This is a genomic window from Amycolatopsis sp. 505 (assembly GCF_031625235.1).
Classification (GTDB): Bacteria; Actinomycetota; Actinomycetes; order Mycobacteriales; family Pseudonocardiaceae; genus Amycolatopsis.
On the sequence record NZ_JACKQP010000002.1, the window covers coordinates 189,916 to 205,522 of the forward strand.

At 70.5% G+C, this 15,607-nt stretch carries 14 protein-coding genes; 8 read left to right on the plus strand and 6 right to left on the minus strand.

All coding sequences use genetic code 11. The features are described 5' to 3' along the window. Window positions 1-4: 4 nt before the first annotated feature. On the minus strand, window positions 5-811 hold the full coding sequence (locus H5965_RS07865; protein ID WP_310968687.1) for an RNA methyltransferase: 807 nt from the start codon (window positions 809-811) through the stop codon (window positions 5-7). 210 nt (window positions 812-1,021) lie between these two features. Between H5965_RS07865 and H5965_RS07870 the strand changes: the two genes are divergently transcribed. The 5 genes from H5965_RS07870 (at window position 1,022) to H5965_RS07890 (ending at window position 5,600) form a co-directional block, all read left to right on the plus strand. After that, window positions 1,022-2,521 (plus strand): glutamate-cysteine ligase family protein, encoded by a 1,500-nt coding sequence (locus H5965_RS07870; protein ID WP_310968688.1) that lies wholly within the window; start codon window positions 1,022-1,024, stop codon window positions 2,519-2,521. A gap of 15 nt (window positions 2,522-2,536) precedes the next feature. After that, window positions 2,537-3,133 (plus strand): TetR/AcrR family transcriptional regulator, encoded by a 597-nt coding sequence (locus H5965_RS07875; RefSeq protein ID WP_310968689.1) that lies wholly within the window; start codon window positions 2,537-2,539, stop codon window positions 3,131-3,133. 73 nt (window positions 3,134-3,206) lie between these two features. Further along, on the plus strand, window positions 3,207-3,866 hold the full coding sequence (locus H5965_RS07880) for a biliverdin-producing heme oxygenase (protein WP_310968690.1): 660 nt from the start codon (window positions 3,207-3,209) through the stop codon (window positions 3,864-3,866). A 189-nt stretch (window positions 3,867-4,055) separates the two neighbouring features. Then, window positions 4,056-4,679, plus strand: a complete 624-nt coding sequence (locus H5965_RS07885; protein WP_003088226.1) for a superoxide dismutase — start codon at window positions 4,056-4,058, stop codon at window positions 4,677-4,679. A gap of 105 nt (window positions 4,680-4,784) precedes the next feature. Continuing rightward, the gene (locus H5965_RS07890; RefSeq protein ID WP_310968691.1) at window positions 4,785-5,600 is read left to right on the plus strand and encodes an arylamine N-acetyltransferase; all 816 of its coding nucleotides are present in this window, start codon (window positions 4,785-4,787) and stop codon (window positions 5,598-5,600) included. A gap of 239 nt (window positions 5,601-5,839) precedes the next feature. On the opposite strand, the gene H5965_RS07895 is transcribed toward H5965_RS07890, so the two are convergent. Then, on the minus strand, window positions 5,840-7,096 hold the full coding sequence (locus H5965_RS07895; RefSeq protein ID WP_310968692.1) for an MFS transporter: 1,257 nt from the start codon (window positions 7,094-7,096) through the stop codon (window positions 5,840-5,842). A 113-nt stretch (window positions 7,097-7,209) separates the two neighbouring features. Then, window positions 7,210-7,641 carry a MarR family transcriptional regulator gene (locus H5965_RS07900; protein ID WP_310968693.1) on the minus strand — a complete coding sequence of 144 codons (432 nt, stop codon included), beginning with the start codon at window positions 7,639-7,641 and terminating at the stop codon, window positions 7,210-7,212. A 108-nt stretch (window positions 7,642-7,749) separates the two neighbouring features. On the opposite strand from H5965_RS07900, the gene H5965_RS07905 reads away from it, so the two are divergent. Next, a complete protein-coding gene (locus tag H5965_RS07905; RefSeq protein ID WP_310968694.1) occupies window positions 7,750-8,322 on the plus strand; it encodes a hypothetical protein in 573 nt (190 codons plus the stop codon). On the opposite strand, the gene H5965_RS07910 is transcribed toward H5965_RS07905, so the two are convergent. After that, entirely contained in the window at window positions 8,323-9,792 is a 1,470-nt protein-coding gene (locus tag H5965_RS07910) for an NCS2 family permease (protein ID WP_310969659.1), read from the minus strand. A gap of 82 nt (window positions 9,793-9,874) precedes the next feature. Between H5965_RS07910 and H5965_RS07915 the strand changes: the two genes are divergently transcribed. After that, window positions 9,875-10,102, plus strand: a complete 228-nt coding sequence (locus H5965_RS07915; RefSeq protein ID WP_310969660.1) for a DUF2530 domain-containing protein — start codon at window positions 9,875-9,877, stop codon at window positions 10,100-10,102. On the opposite strand, the gene H5965_RS07920 is transcribed toward H5965_RS07915, so the two are convergent. After that, window positions 10,099-12,906, minus strand: coding sequence for a sacsin N-terminal ATP-binding-like domain-containing protein (locus H5965_RS07920; RefSeq protein ID WP_310968695.1), 2,808 nt, complete (start codon window positions 12,904-12,906; stop codon window positions 10,099-10,101). The two genes, H5965_RS07915 and H5965_RS07920, sit on opposite strands and share 4 nt — an antisense overlap. Further along, window positions 12,903-14,759, minus strand: coding sequence for a DUF3027 domain-containing protein (locus tag H5965_RS07925; RefSeq protein ID WP_310968696.1), 1,857 nt, complete (start codon window positions 14,757-14,759; stop codon window positions 12,903-12,905). The genes H5965_RS07920 and H5965_RS07925 overlap by 4 nt, the downstream gene beginning before the upstream one ends. A gap of 51 nt (window positions 14,760-14,810) precedes the next feature. Here H5965_RS07925 and H5965_RS07930 point away from each other — a divergent pair, with 51 nt between their 5' ends. Beyond that, the gene (locus H5965_RS07930) at window positions 14,811-15,590 is read left to right on the plus strand and encodes a glutaminyl-peptide cyclotransferase (RefSeq protein WP_310968697.1); all 780 of its coding nucleotides are present in this window, start codon (window positions 14,811-14,813) and stop codon (window positions 15,588-15,590) included. Window positions 15,591-15,607 lie beyond the last annotated feature (17 nt).

Below are 15,607 nucleotides of genomic sequence, written 5' to 3' on the forward strand. Positions count from 1 at the left end.
CACTTTAGCCGCCCCTGGCCAGTTCGTAGAAGGCGACGGCGGCGGCCGTCGCGATGTTCAGTGAATCGACTCCGGCCGGCATGGGTATCCGGACGGCATGATCAGCCGCCGCGAGCGCCGTTTCGGTCAGCCCGGGACCTTCGGCGCCGAAGAGCAGCGCCACCCGCCCGGGCGCGTGCTCCCGCAGCGCGGGCAGCGGGATCGAACCCGGCCGCGGGGTGAACGCCGCGACGGCGAACCCGCGCGCCCGCAGGTCGTCGAGCCCGCCCGGCCAGTCCGTCAGGTGCCCGAACGGCACGCGCAGGACGTGGCCCATCGACACGCGCACGCTGCGCCGGTACAGCGGATCGGAACAGCCGGGGCCCAGCAGCACCCCGCCGACGCCGAGCGCGGCCGCGTTGCGGAAGAGCGCGCCGAGGTTTTCGTGGTCGCCGACGCCTTCCAACACGGCGATCGGGCCGGTGCCGCCGACGACCTCCGGCACGGTCAGCGACGCGGGCCGGTCGGCGACGGCGAGGATCCCGCGGTTGAGGTGGAACCCGACCACGTCGGCCATGGTTTCCGCGGAGGCCACGTACTGCGGCACGTCGAGCCCGGCCAGGTCATCGGCCAGTTCTTCGAACCGCCGCGACACGCCGAGCAGCGCACGGACCGGGTAGCGGGACGCCAGCAGCCGGGACACCACGACGGTGCCTTCGGCGATGACGAGACCCCGCCCGCCGGGCCGGTCGGGGCGACGGTCCGCAGTGGACAGGTCGCGGAAATCGTCGACGCGGGGGTCGCCGGAGTGGTCGATGTGGATCACGCCCATCCGCCCAGTCTGTCACCCGCTTGCCGGGCGCTTCACTGGTCCGAACGTCGACCGCGCCGTGGTACGAACGGGCTCAATTTGCTGTGGGTTAACCGACCGTGACGGACTGCACCAGTTTGGCCGCTAGCCCGGGTGCATCGCCTGTGTAACGGTTGTCCGCCGGGGCCTGAAACACGTCCTAGTCCACGCCGACACGAAGCAGGGATGGTCATGGGGATGGACCTCGAGGCTCAGTCGTTCAACACGCTGGACCGAGGAAGGTACCGCCGGAAGGTGCAGCGCTGCCTCGACACGCTGGCCCGGATGCTCACCGACGGCAGCTTTTCGTTCCCCCGCAAGAACATCGGCCTCGAAGTCGAGCTGAACCTCGTCGACCGGGAAATGCGGCCGTCGATGACGAACACCGCGGTGCTGGAGGCGCTCGACGACCCGTCGTTCACCACCGAGCTGGGCCAGCACAACATCGAGCTGAACGTCCCGCCGCGGCCGCTGGCGGGCGATTCCGCGCTCCAGCTGGAAGACGACCTGCGCGCGTACCTCGACACCGCGGCGACGAAGGCGCGTGACACCGGCTCGTCGCTGGCCATGATCGGCATCCTGCCGACGTTGAAGCACGAGCACTTCGACCAGAAGTGGCTGACCAACAAGGCCCGCTACGCGACGCTGAACGACCAGATCTTCGCCGCGCGCGGAGAACGCACGGTGCTCGCCATGGAGGGCGCGCCGCTGCCGGGCCAGCAGCCCGAACGCCTGCGCAGCTATGCCGAGTCGATCCTGCCGGAGGCCGCGTGCACCAGCGTGCAGCTGCACCTGCAGGTCGCGCCCGAGGAGTTCGCCGCGCACTGGAACGCGGCGCAGTGCCTGGCCGGGCTGCAGATCGCGCTCGCGTCGAATTCCCCGTTCCTGCTCGGCAAGGCGCTGTGGCACGAGACGCGGATCCCGCTGTTCCTGCAGGCGACCGACACCCGGCCCGAAGAACTGAAGAACCAGGGCGTGCGGCCGCGGGTGTGGTTCGGCGAGCGCTGGATCACGTCGATCTTCGACCTGTTCGAGGAGAACGTCCGCTACTTCCCCGGCCTGCTCCCGGAAACCGACGCCGAAGACCCGATCGAGGCGCTCGACGCGGGCCAGGCGCCGAAGCTCACCGAGCTGCGCATGCACAACGGGACGATCTGGCGCTGGAACCGCCCGGTGTACGACGTCGTCGACGGCCTGCCGCACCTGCGGATCGAGAACCGGGTGCTGCCGGCCGGGCCGACGGTGGTCGACACGGTGGCGAACGCGGCCTTCTTCTACGGCGCCCAGCGCGCGCTGGCCGAGGCGGAACGCCCGGTGTGGAGCCAGATGTCGTTCCAGGCCGCCGAGGAAAACCTCTACGCGGGCGCGCGGCGCGGCTTCGACGGGCAGCTGTACTGGCCGGGCATCGGCTGGATCCCGCCGGACGAGCTGGCGCTGCGCGTGCTGCTGCCGCTCGCCCACGAGGGCCTGCGCCGCTCCGACGTCTCCGACGAAGCCCGCGAGCGCTACCTCGGGATCATCGAGCGCCGCTGCCTGGCGCGGCGGACGGGCGCGACCTGGCAGCGCGACTACGTCCTGCGCGCGCAGGAACGCGGCCTCGACCGCGAGGCGGCGCTGAGCCTGATGCTGGGGCGCTACCTGGAACTGTCCGAGGCGGGCGAACCGGTTCACACGTGGCCGGTGGCCGATTGACGCTAGCCTGGGCGGATGCCGAAAATTCTCGGTGAGTCGCTGGAGGCGCACCGGCGTGAGGTGCGGTCCCGGGTCTTCGAAGTGCTGCGCGCGCAGCTCTACGAGCGCGGCTTCGACGCGATCACGCTGGCCGGCGTCGCCTCGGCGGCCGGGGTGGGCCGGACGGCGCTGTACAACCACTTCCCCGACAAGGAGAGCCTGCTCGTCGCCTTCGTCGAGGACGAAGCGGCCCAGTACGTCACGCGGCTGACCGAAGCCGTCGAGGCCCAGGCCGACCCGGTCGACCAGCTGGCGACGTTCGTCCGGCTGCAGCTGCGTGTGCTGGCCGAGTACCACATGCCACCGGGAACGGCCCTCGCGTCGGCACTGGCGCCGGCGGCGTACCGGCGGATCAGCGCGCACGCCGACCCGATCACCGACCGCCTCCGCGCGATCCTCGCCGGCGGCGTCGACCTGGGCCGCTGGCCGGCCGAGGACCCGGACGTCCTGATCCCGATGATCACCGCCGCGCTGGGCAACCGGACCCTGGTCGACGGGCCCGCCGACCAGCTGGAGGACGTCGTCGAAGCGGCGGTGCGGTTCGTCCTGCGGGCGGTGGGCGCGAGAGTTTAGGGTGGCCTAAGTCCGATTCATGCCCTACGATCTTTCTGACAGCGTGTCAGATCGATCGCCGGGAGGCCTGCCCATGTCGGTGACCACGGACGCCCGCCCCTTCTCGGCGACCTTGCGCGCGTCGACCCTCGAAGTCCACGACCGGGCGAACTACTCCGCGTACATGCGCGCCCTGCTCGGCGGGGAGCTGACCCGCGACGGCTACACCCAGCTGGCGATCCAGTATTACGTCATCTACGGCGCGATCGAGGCCGCGAGCGACGCGATGGCCGGCGACCCCGTCGGCGGCGAGTTCGTCTTCGACGAGCTGCGGCGCCTCCCGCTCCTCGAACGCGACCTCGCCCACCTGGTCGGCCCGGACTGGCGCGCGACGATCTCGCCGCTCGCCTCCACCCGGGCGTACGCCGACCGGATCCGCGAAGCGTCGGCGTGGGCCGGCGGGTACGTCGCCCACCACTACACGCGCTACCTCGGCGACATCGCCGGCGGCCAGGTCATCCGGCGGACGCTCGAGAAGAACTACGACGTCGCCGAGGCGGGCGCGTTGTTCTACCACTTCGACCGCATCGGCAGCGCCCCCCGCTTCCGGGACCAGTACCGGGCGAAGCTGGACAACGCGCCCTGGGACGAGGCCGAGCGCGCCCGCGTGATCGACGAGACGCTGGTGGCCTTCGAGTGCAACGTCGCCGTCTTCGACGAGCTGGCGCTGCGCCTCGACGAGTTCCGTGCCTGATCTCACAGGCCGTTGACCTCCACTTAAGTCCAAGTTGCAGGCTCGGTTTCGGGTGGTGCACCTCCGGGGTACGCCACCTACGAACCGCCGTCCCAAGCTGTGACGGCCACGCGCCCCCGCTCGCCGCGAGGGGGCCTGTGCTACTAGGTTCGGTACCGGAAACTTGTGTCGAAGACAGAAGGAGGGCCAATGGCCCGCTACGAGCTCCCCGATCTCGACTACGACTACGGCGCCCTCGCGCCCCACATCTCCGGCGAGATCAACGAGCTGCACCACAGCAAGCACCACGCGACCTACGTCAAGGGCGCGAACGACACGCTCGACAAGCTCGAAGCCGCCCGCGAAGCGAACGACTTCGGCTCGATCGTCGGCCTGGAGACCACGCTGGCCTTCAACCTGGCCGGTCACGCCAACCACGTCGTGTGGTGGAAGATCCTGTCGCCGGAAGGCGGCGACAAGCCGACCGGCGAGCTCGCCGCGGCGATCGACGAGGCGTTCGGCTCCTTCGACAAGTTCAAGGCGCAGTTCACCGCCGTTTCGACCACGATCCAGGGCAACGGCTGGGGCGCGCTGTCCTGGGACCCGATCGGCAAGACGCTGATCACCCAGCAGCTGCGCGACCACCACAACAACCTGATCCTGCCGACCGTGCCGATCCTGCTGGTCGACGTCTGGGAGCACGCGTTTTACCTGGACTACAAGAACGTGAAGCCGGACTACGTCAAGGCCCTGTGGAACATCTTCAACTGGGCCGAGATCAGCAAGCGCTTCGACAACGCCGTCGCGGGCGGCAACGGCCTGCTGCTCGGCTGAGTTCTTCCGCGTCGAACGGGGCTCTCCCTTCCGGGAGGGCCCCGTTTTCGCGCCGGGTGAAAACGCCTTGACCTCGAGCGCGGTCGAGGTGTTTGAGTGGGCGCCATGGACATCGACGCGTACCTGGCCCGCCTCGGCGTCGCCCGCCCGGCGGCGGCGCCCGACCTCGCGACGCTGCGCCACCTGCAGGAACGCCACCTGGCCGCGGTGCCGTTCGAAAACCTGAGCAGCCACCTCGGCGAGCCGGTCGTCCTCGACGAGGAGGCGCTGTTCGCCAAGATCGTCGGCCGCCGGCGAGGCGGATTCTGCTACGAGCTGAACGGCCTGTTCGCGGCCCTGCTGCGCGAGCTGGGCTACGACGCTTCGCTGCGCGCGGCCCAGGTCTTCCGCCCCGACGGCACAGTCGGCCCACCGCTGGACCACGCGGCGATCGTCGTCTCCCTGGACGCCGAGGAGTGGCTGGTGGACGTCGGTTTCGGCCGCTTCGCCCGGCACCCGCTGCGCCTGTCCGCCGTGGACGCCCAGCTCGACCCGGACGGCGAGTTCCTGATCCTGGACGCCCCGCACGGCGACGTCGACATCCTGCTGGACGGCAAGCCGCAGTACCGCCTGGAGCGCCGCCCGCGCCCGCTGGCCGACTTCATCCCGATGGCGTGGTGGCAGACGACGTCCCCCGAGTCCCACTTCACGCAGTCGCTGACGTGCTCCCGCCCGACGTCCCAGGGCCGCGTCACACTGTCGGGCGACAAGCTGATCGAGACGGTGGACGGCGTCCGGAACGAGGTTCGCCTGCCGTCTCCCGAGGCGGTCCACCTGGCGTATCGCGTGTACTTCGGGATGACGCTGACGCGCTTGCCGGTACCACCGGGCGGGAGTCCCTTGACGGGTGACGTGCCCCAGCCCGACACTGCGCTGAGGTGAACGAAGCCCCGGCCTGGGGTTTTCCCAGGGCCGGGGCTCCGTCCGTTCCCGAACTGACTGCCGCTCCCACCACGAAGCGGACATGTATGAGGTTAGCCTAACCTCATCTCCGCGGGCAAGAGGTCGGCGGCGGAGACTCGGATCTCACTCTTCCGGGTGACACTCATGGCTAGGAGCCCCGGTTTTTTGTCGGTGGTCGCGGCTACGGTCACGCCATGGATACCAACCGATACGTTCCGTCAGACCTTGGCCCGCTTGAGCACCCGCAGCCCCAGGCCGCGCTTCACCGGCCAGGAAATCCCGCCCCGCCGGATCAGCACCACCGCGCACACCACCGCGGCCACGGCCGAGACCGCCCCACCGATGTAGAACGGAGACCGCCCGCCGAACTCCTGGGCCATCCACCCCACCATCGGCCCGCCGATCGGGTTCCCCCCGATCAGCACGAGCACGTACAGCCCCATCACGCGGCCCCGCATCTCCGGGCTGACGGACGTCTGCACCAGGGCGTTCGCCGTGTTGAGGAAGGTCATTGTGGCGAAGCCGAGCGGGATCAGGCCGAGGCCGAACGTCAGGTACGTCGGCATGAACGCGGTGAGCAGCTCGAACACGCCCAGGAAGAACGCCGACACGAGCATCAGCCGCACCCGCGGCCGCCCCTTGGTGCCGCGGCGGGCGGACATCAGCGCGCCGGTGAACGTGCCGACCGCGACCAGCGTCGAGAGGAGGCCGTAGCCGTCGGCGGCGGTGTGGAACACGTTCGCCGCGACGATCGGGAGCGAGCTGAAGTACGTGATGCCGAACGTGCTGACGAACAGCACCAGCACCATCACCGTCACCAGATCCGGCCGCCGCCGCACGTAGCGCAGGCCCTCGGCGAGCTGGCCCTTCTCGCGCGGCACCGCCGCGACGCGGAACAGCTTGTCCGGGTTCATCAGGACCAGCCCGGTGATCACCGCGACCGTGCTCAGCGCGTTCGCGATGAACAGCCAGCCGGTGCCGATCCAGGTGATCGCGAACCCGGCGATCGCCGGGCCGACGATCCGCGCCATGTTGAAGATCGACGAGTTCAGCGCGACGGCGTTGGCCACCTGGTCGCGGCCCACCATCTCGGCGACGAACGACTGCCGCGTCGGCACTTCCAGCGCGGCCGTCACGCCGAGCGTGAAGCACAGGACGTAGACGTGCCACAGCGCGGCGATCCCGCTCAGGTCGAGCACGCCGAGGATCGCGGCCTGCGAACACGCTGCCACCTGGATCCAGGTGAGCAGCCGCCGCTTGTCGACGCGGTCGGCGAGGACGCCGGCCCAGAGCGAAAGGAACAACGTGGGCGTGAACTGAAGCGCGACTGCGACACCGAGGGCGATCGGGTTGTTGCCGCTGAGGGTGAACACCAGCCAGTCCTGGGCGATGCGCTGCATCCAGGTGCCGATGTTCGAGATGACCTGGCCGGTGAAGAACAGCCGGTAGTTGCGGACGCGCAGCGAGGCGAACATGCTGCCGCGCTGGGGAGAGGATGGAGGCGACGCGGACGGCGGTGCGGCCGTCTCCCGGGTAGCAGTGGTCTGGATCGAACGCTTGGTTTCGCTACCCGTGGCCGTCACCGTGGTTAGTTCCCCGCCATCCTGTCTATGATTTCGGCGGCTTTGGAGAGCACTTCCCGCTCTTCGTCGCCGAGTTCCGCCAATTGCCGGTCCAGCCACGCCTCCCGCACGGAGATGGCCTTCTGCACGTAGGCCAGCCCGCTCTCGGACAGCTCGACGATGGCCTGCCTGCCATCGGTCGGGTGCGGGCGCCGCTCGACGAACCGCAGCTCCTCGAGCGCGGCGATCACCCTCGTCATCGAAGGGGGCTGGACGCCTTCCTTCGCGGCGAGCTGACCCGGGGTCAGCGCACCGCACTTGTGGAGGGTGGACAGCGCGGCGACCTGCGTCAGCGTGAGGTCGTCCCCGACGCGCTGTGCCCGCAGCCGGCGGTTGAGCCGGACCACCGCGAGACGCAGACGGCTCGCCAACGAGCGTTCGTGCGTGTCGCCGGGCATATAGTTAGCATACCTTACGAAACTTCGGCCGAGCGGGTGATCTCCGTCAACCCGCAACCTGGAATACGGTCGCGCGTCCTCACCAGGAGCGAAACCCTGGGGAGCACGATGAACAAGAAGCTGGTGGGCTCGGCCGTCGTCGGCGTGGCGGTCCTGGCGGTGGTGGCGGCGCAGTTCCTGGGCGGCGGTGACGACGCGCCCGCGGCCGCGCCCGCACCACCACCGTCGACGCCGGCTTCCGCCATCGTCCAGGGGTCTCTGGAGGTCTACCGCTTCCCCGATGCGGCCGGCGGGCGCGGCTGGTCGATCGAGATCCCGGTCCCGGCGGGCTGGGCCGTCACCCGCGAGAATGACCGGGCGAGCTACCGCAGCGGTCAGCTCCTCCTGGAGACCGACAAGGTGCCGATCACGCAGGAGGACGCACTGAGCGGGCTCGAAGCCGTGGCCGCGAAGGCGCACCAGGACAGCTCGGTCGTCAAGCCCGCGCAGGCCGGCGACATCCCGGACGCGGCGGAATGGGACTACACCTACCTCCGCGACGGCCACCCCGAACGGGCCGCCGTCATCGGGGTCGGCGCGGGCGACAGCCTCGTCACGATCCGCTACGAGGCGCCGCCCGCCGAGTTCGACCGCAACCGCGGCGTGCTGGACGCCGCGATGAAGGTCAGCGCGCCGGGCTGATCACCGGAACGCCGCCTGGATCGGCCCGACGGCGAAGTACGCCACGAAGGCCAGCGCGATCACCCACATCAGCGGGTGCACCTGGCGGGCCTTGCCGGTGGCCGCGCGGATGACGACGTAGCTGACGAAGCCGGCGCCGATGCCGTTCGCGATCGAGTACGTGAACGGCATGACGACGATGGTCAGGAACGCCGGCAGCGCGATCGAGAAGTCGGTGAAGTCGATCTCGCGGACCTGCGACATCAGCATCGCGCCGACGACGACCAGCGCCGGCGCGGCCGCCTCGACCGGCACCACCTGGTACAGCGGCGTCAGGAACATCGCGGCGAGGAACAGCACGCCGGTGACGATGTTCGCCAGGCCGGTCCGCGCGCCCTCGGCGATGCCGGACGCCGACTCGACGAACACCGTGTTCGAGCTGGCCGAGCCGAAGCCGCCGGCCGCGCCCGCGAGGCCCTCGACGAACAGCGCCTTGCCGACGTTGGGCAGCTGGCCGTCCTCCGGGAGCAGGTCGGCCTCCTTCGCGAGGCCGGTCATGGTGCCCATGGCGTCGAAGAAGTCGGCGAGCACCAGGGTGAACACCAGCAGGCAGACGGTGATGATCGGCAGCCGCGTCCAGGCGCCGAAGGAGACGTCGCCGACGAGCGACAGGTTCGGCAGGCCGAACACCTGGTCCGGCAGCGCCGGGTAGCCGAGGTTCCAGCCCTTCGGGTCGGTGCCCTTCGACGGCCCGGCGTTGACGATCGCCTCGACGACGATGGCCAGCACGGTCGAGCTCAGCACGCCGATCAGGATCGCGCCCTTGACCTTGCGGACGACCAGGATGCCGGTGACCAGCAGGCCGACGACGAACACCGCGGTCGGCCAGGAGGCGATCGAGCCGTTGATGCCGAGGCCGACCGGGACGGTGGTGTGCGCGGCGTCCGGCAGCCGGCGCACGAAACCGGCGTCGACCAGGCCGATCAGGCAGATGAACACGCCGATGCCGACGGCGATCGCGGACTTCAGCGCGGCCGGCACGGCCCGGAACACCGCGGTGCGGAACCCGGTGAGCACCAGCAGGACGATGATCACGCCCTCGATGACCACCAGGCCCATCGCCTCGGGCCAGGTCATCTGCGGGGCGATGGTGACCGCGACCAGGCTGTTGATGCCCAGGCCGGTCGCGATGGCGAACGGGTAGTTCGCGATCAGGCCCATGAGGATGGTCAGCACGCCGGCGACGAGCGCGGTCACCGCGGCGACCTGCGGTACCGGCAGGATGCCGCCGAGGACGTCCTTGTGCGCGCCCGCGTCGTCGGCCGAGAAGCTGCCGATGATCAGCGGGTTCAGCACCACGATGTAGGCCATCGTGACGAAGGTGACCAGGCCGCCGCGCAGCTCGCGCGAGACGGTCGACCCCCGCTCGGTGATCTTGAAGAACCGGTCCAGTGTGGACGTCCCGGTGCGGGTCGTCTCCTGCTCCGCCATTCGCCTGCCCATTCTCTCGCTGCTGCGGAGTACCCTGCACCTCGTGAGTGAACCGATCAATCCACCGGAGGTTACGGGCTCGTTGCGGCACACGCCGGAGCTGCCCAAGAAGCTGACCGACCTGACGCCGGTGGTGATCGTAGGCACCTCGATCTGGGCTGTCGCGCTGGTGGTGCTCTTCTTCACGACTTCGGGGCTGTGGGTGCAGACGGCGCTGTCCGGTTTCGCGCTCGGCTTCATCGGCATGGCGATCATCGCCTGGCAGCGCGCCGCCGCCCGCCGCGGCTCGAAGTCGGCTCAGCGCCTCTAACCCAGCATCGTCCTCGGCGAGGGGTCGTCCAGCAGCGCCGTGATCAGGTGCCGGTCGGGCCAGCGCCCGGCCGCCCAGGCGAACGCGCGCGCCAGGCCCTCCGACGTGTCGGCCGCGTGCAGCCGGTCATCGGACCACCACGGGACGTCGTGGTCGGCGTCCTGGATGCGCACGGTGAGCGGGTCGTGCACCAGCACACCGCCGTCCGGGACCCGGATGCCGAGCTGGTCGGCGACGAGCTTCAGCGCGGGCAGCTCGGCCCAGGGCGCGTACTCGCCTTCGCTGACGACCCGGGCTTCCTCCGTGCTGGCGAGCGGCAGGTCGAGCAGGTCGGCAAGCCGCTCCGGGTCCTCGGGGGCGACCACGTACCGGCTGGGTTCGAGCGCCCCGGCGACCCACGGCACGTCCAGCACCAGCGCGTCGTCCACAACGGACCCATCGGCGGCTCGGACGGCCCGCGGCACACCCGGGTCCACTCCGGCCTCGACGACGGCGTCGTAGGCGCGCGTGGTCAGCCCGAGCGACACCTCGCGGTCCGGGTCGGCGAGCCGGGTGAGGAGGTCCCTGGCCTCATCCACAGTGGACAGATCGAGGTCTTTGCGCACGCCGGCGATCTCGAGGAGCTCCTCGCTCAGGCCGACGTCGGGAATCTCGTCGAAGAGCCCCGCCAGATCGGCGTCCGGCAGCCGCCACTCGTTCGGCGCGGCTCCCTCGAGCACGGCGTACTGCGCGATCCACCAGGCGGCGTGCCCGTTCGGCGCGCGCAGGGCCTGCCAGGTCTCCGGCCGGGCCGCGAGGAGGCGCAAGGCGGCGGGCCAGGCGTCGTCGGCGACGAGATCGAGGTCCCGGATCGCGACGAGCGTCGACGGCGGTTCCGGCAGCGAATCCCACCAGGCTTCTTCGTCGGGCAGATCGTGGTCGGGTTCGTGCGGTTCGTCGTCGACGACCACGGCGAAGGAGTCGAGCACGCCGGCGGCTTCGAGGGTGCTTTGCGGCCAGTCGCCGGCGAAGTCCTCGTCGAGGACGTCCATGGCGCCGTCTTCCTCGAAGACCTCTTCGTCGAAGATGTCGAGGAGCGGCGAGTTCGGGAGGACCAGCTCGTCGGCGCGGCGCCAGGTGTCGGTGCCGGGCAGGGCGAGCGCTCCGACCCAGCGCGGGGCATCGTCCCCGCAGTCGGCGATCAGCCGCAGCACGGCACCGGCGAGCGTCGTACCGTCCAAACCGGACCGGACGTCCTCGACACTGCGCTCGACGGCGTCCCGCAGCTGGTCGGCGTTGAGCAGCTCCCGGGCATCGGCATGCTTGGCGCCCAGCCGTTCCAGCAGCGGATGCGAGGCGGCGGGGTGCACCAGCCGCAGGCCCGGAATATCCACATCGGACAGCAGGTCGAGCAGTTCGGCCGAGCCTTCGACGAGCAGGCAGCCTCGAGCACCCGGCAGCGTTCGCCCGTCGGACAGAGGGACGGGAAGCCCGTCCAGCCGTTCCCCGGCCAGAGCGTGCGACTCGACGGCGATCGCCAGTGCGGCGTAGAGGTCCCGCCACCAGCCCGGATCCCGGGTGACGCCGGTCAGCGTGTCCAGCACCTCTTCGATGCCGATCACCTGCACCGCAACGACTTTGAGAACCTGCGCAGGCCCGTCGATCAGCCCCGGCACGAGGTCCTTCAGAAGCGCGGACAGCCCAGGCACCTCAACGTCGAGCACCCGAGCCTGACGACCGGAAACCTCTTTGCCGTCCTCAGTAGACAGCCACGGTTCCACGCTGAGCGCCGCCAGCACTTCGTCGCGAAGCTTGTTATCCACAGTGGACTTCGGAAACCCCGGAGCCGGAACAAGCGCGAACCGCTGTTCGGGCGGCAGCAACCGCACGAGCCCGACGTACTCTTTCGCGGCCGCCTCGAGCGCTTGCGCCAGTTCGGGTCCAGGAAGCGCGCGCCGCCGCGACGGTTCGACCGGAACGGAGGCAAGCAGCCGAGCGGGCAGCGACAGCCCGTCATCGGTGGGCGTCGGGGCGCGCAGAACGTCCTCGAGAAGCGGCTGGGGCACCCCCTCGGAGTCGACCGGAACGGCCCACACGACGTCACCGCGATGAGTCAGCCAGCGCGTTTCCCGTTCCGGGCCGCGGATTACGACGAAGTCACCGTCGGCTTCACGTGTCCAAACGCGATCATCTACTTCGAACTCTGCCAGCCAGGGCAGGGCGAGCAGCAGATCGGCGACGTCCCGCGCAAGGTCGTCGAGAAGGGCACGCCCGTCGACACCATCCCGAAGGGGCAGCCGGACTTCGGTGTCGAACCCGGGCGGCACATCGGCCGGGACGGGCCACGGAAGCCGAAGGACGGGAACGTCGCCGGCGATCCCGGCGGCTTCCCGGGTGCGCTGGGCGGAAAAGGCGACCCCGCCGGTGCCGGAGACAACGCGGGGTTCATCGGAAACGGTCCGCACGGCGGCGAACCCGACACCGAAGCGCCCGACGGTTTCGCCGGTCTTGCCGGAGGCCCGCAGCGAGGCGAGCGAGGCGACACCCCGGGCGTCGAGCGGAGCGCCGGTGTTGGCGAACCGCAGTTCGTTGTCCACAAGAGACACCCGCACCCGCCCGGGCTTCCCACCGGCCATGGCGGCATCGGCGGCGTTCTGCGCAAGTTCGACGAAGAGCCGATCCCGGTAGGCCCCGACCCGAAGATCGCGTTCGACGTTGGTGTCTTCGGTGAGCCGGGTGGGCGAGTCCCGCCAGGACCGCAGGGTGGCTTCACGAAGCCGGGCGGTCCCGAAGGGATCGCCCGGTTCAGGAGTGTCGCCGATCACCGTTCGGGAGAGCCGTCGACCTGAGCCTGAGCTTCATCACCGGCGGCCTCGGTGGCGACGGCATCGGTCACCTCAGCCTGGGTGGGCTCCGCTTCGGAGGGCTCCGGCACATCGGTCACGGCGGGCTCATCAGCGGGTGCTTCGGGGACCACGGGCTCAGCCTCCGCGACAACCGAAGCCTCGGCGGGCGTGGCGATCTGATCGGCCGTCGGCTCAGGTCCTTCGCCTGGCTCGGCCACCGCAGCAGCCGGATCAACGGCGCCCACAGCGTCCACCTCGGACGCACCCTCAACCGGCGCCGCGACGGCCTCAACGACATCCGAAGCAACGTGCTCCGGCGCATCGGCCACGGCCCCCGCCGCCGACTCGATCGCCGCTGGTTCCTCCGCCGCCACCGGCTCGGCTGCCTCGACCGGCTCAGCCACCGCCGCATCCCCCGGCTCGGCAATCTCGTCGGCCGCAACCGGCTCTGCCGCACCTTCAGCCGCCGCCTCAACCGGCTCCGCCACCGCCGCGGCCGGATCGACAGCCGCTTCCACAGCCACCGGCTCGGGTTCCGCCGCCACAGGCTCAGCCACTGCCGCTTCGGCCGCGGGCTCACCCTGCACGACCTCTGGCTCGGCAGCCACCTGAATCTGCGTCAGCTCCGGCTCCACCTCCGCCGGCGATACGTCCGACTCCGCTATCCCCGTCTCAGCCTCCGCCGCCGCCGACTCCACCTCTGCCGCCACCGGCTCGGCCTCAGCCGCTTCCGGCTCGGTAGCTGCTACCGCCAGCTCGGGCTCTCCCGCCTGAGGCTTCGCGGCCTCCGGATCAGTGGCCTCCGCCTCAGCTGCCACCGGCTCCGCAGCCCGCGGCTTCTCCTCGGCCACTTCCGGCTCGGACTCCACCGCAGCTTGCGGCTTTGCCTCGGCAGTCGCTTCGACCGCGGCCGCCTCCGGCTCCCCCGCCGCTACCGGCTCCGCGGCCTCCGGCTCCGCGGCCTGCAGCTTCGCTTCGGCAGTCGCTTCCACCTCGGCCGCCTCCGGCTCCGCGACCTCCGGCTCCGCCGCCGCCTCAGCTCCCGCCTCCGGCTTCGCCTCAGCCTCCACCTCCGCCACCGGCTCAAAGTCCAGCAGTGAGTCGTCATAAACCAGCTCCGCCACCGGGACCGACGACGTCACCTCGACCTCGACCTCCGAGTGCGCTCCGCACCCGTACTCCACGTCCACCACGTGGCCGTCCGCTGGGGCGATGTCGTTGGTGCACACCCCGAACACTCCGCGCAGCGAACCCGCCAGTGGCACGAAGAACCCGCACGTCCCGCACACGTCCGGCGCGCTTCGGGCCATGTCGGACCTCGGTCCGAACTCGCCCGCGTGCCAGCGGGCCGCCGCCTCCGTGCGGCCGAAGCGGGACAGCGTGTGGACTCGGCCCAAGCCGATCTCCCGGGCCGTCTCCTCCACCGCCGGGTCGTCCGATTGCATGTATGCCGGGGCCAGGCGGGGGTCGTTCTCCGCCGTGGGGAAGATGTCGCCCACTCCGAGGTCGCCCGCTCGGACTCGGCGCTCCCACGGCACCCAGGCCGGGGCCACCAGCGCCGAGGGGCCCGGGACCAGGACCACTTCGCTGACCGTCACCGGCTCGTCGTCGCCCGCCAGGGCCACCGTGACCGACCAGCGCCAGCCTCCGTAGCCCGGGACCTGGGCCTCGAACAGGTGACTTGCCGTGACCGCGTCCTCGCGGGTGACACCCACGTGGGCGCCGAGCTGCTCCTCGGGTGCGTCCTCCAGCACCGCAGCTCGCGCGAACTCCACCGCGTCGGCGAGTTTGCGCTGCACGGAACCGTCGTCCAGGGTCAGCAGCAAAGTCATGCGGCCAATTGTGCCGCACGCATCCGCGGCGCCCGTGCCAGGCTGTTCATCGTGCGCACGCCGATCGTCACCGTCCTGCTGCTGGCCGCCGCCCTCGGTGGCTGCGCCAGCGCTCCAGCGCAAGAACCCGGGCCGGAACGGCTCACCGTCCAGGTCCTCGCGACCCTGCCGCACGATCCCGCCGCCTTCACCGAAGGCCTCGAGTTCGCCGGTGACACGCTGTACGAGAGCACCGGGCTCGCCGGGAAGTCCACGCTCACCGCGGGCCCCGCCGGCGGGCCGCCGCGGACCACGGCCACGCTGCCGTCGCCGATGTTCGGCGAGGGCGTCACCGTCCTCGGGCCGACGCTGTGGCAGCTCACCTGGCAGGACGGCGTCGCCATCGAACGGGACGCCACCACCCTCGCCGAGCTGCGGCGGGTCCCCTTCCAGGGTGAGGGCTGGGGCCTGTGCCACCAGGCCGACGGCCGCCTGGTCATGAGCAACGGCTCGGCGCAGCTCACCTTCCGGGACCCGAAGACCTTCGCCGTCACCGGGAGCGTCGACGTCGGGCGCGACCAGCTCAACGAGCTCGAATGCGTCGGCGGGGACGTCTACGCAAACGTTTGGCACACCGACACCGTGCTGCGGATCGACGCCGCCACCGGGCGCGTCACCGGGACGATCGACGCAGGTCAGCTGCGTGCGAAGGTGAAGGCGACCGGCGCCGAAGACGTGCTCAACGGTATCGCCGCCGTCCCGGGCACCGGCGATTTCCTGCTCACCGGGAAGCAGTGGCCGACCACGTTCCGGGTGAGGTTCGTCCCGGCTCCGGCCGGAAAGCACGGATGAGCAGGCGGAACCGACCC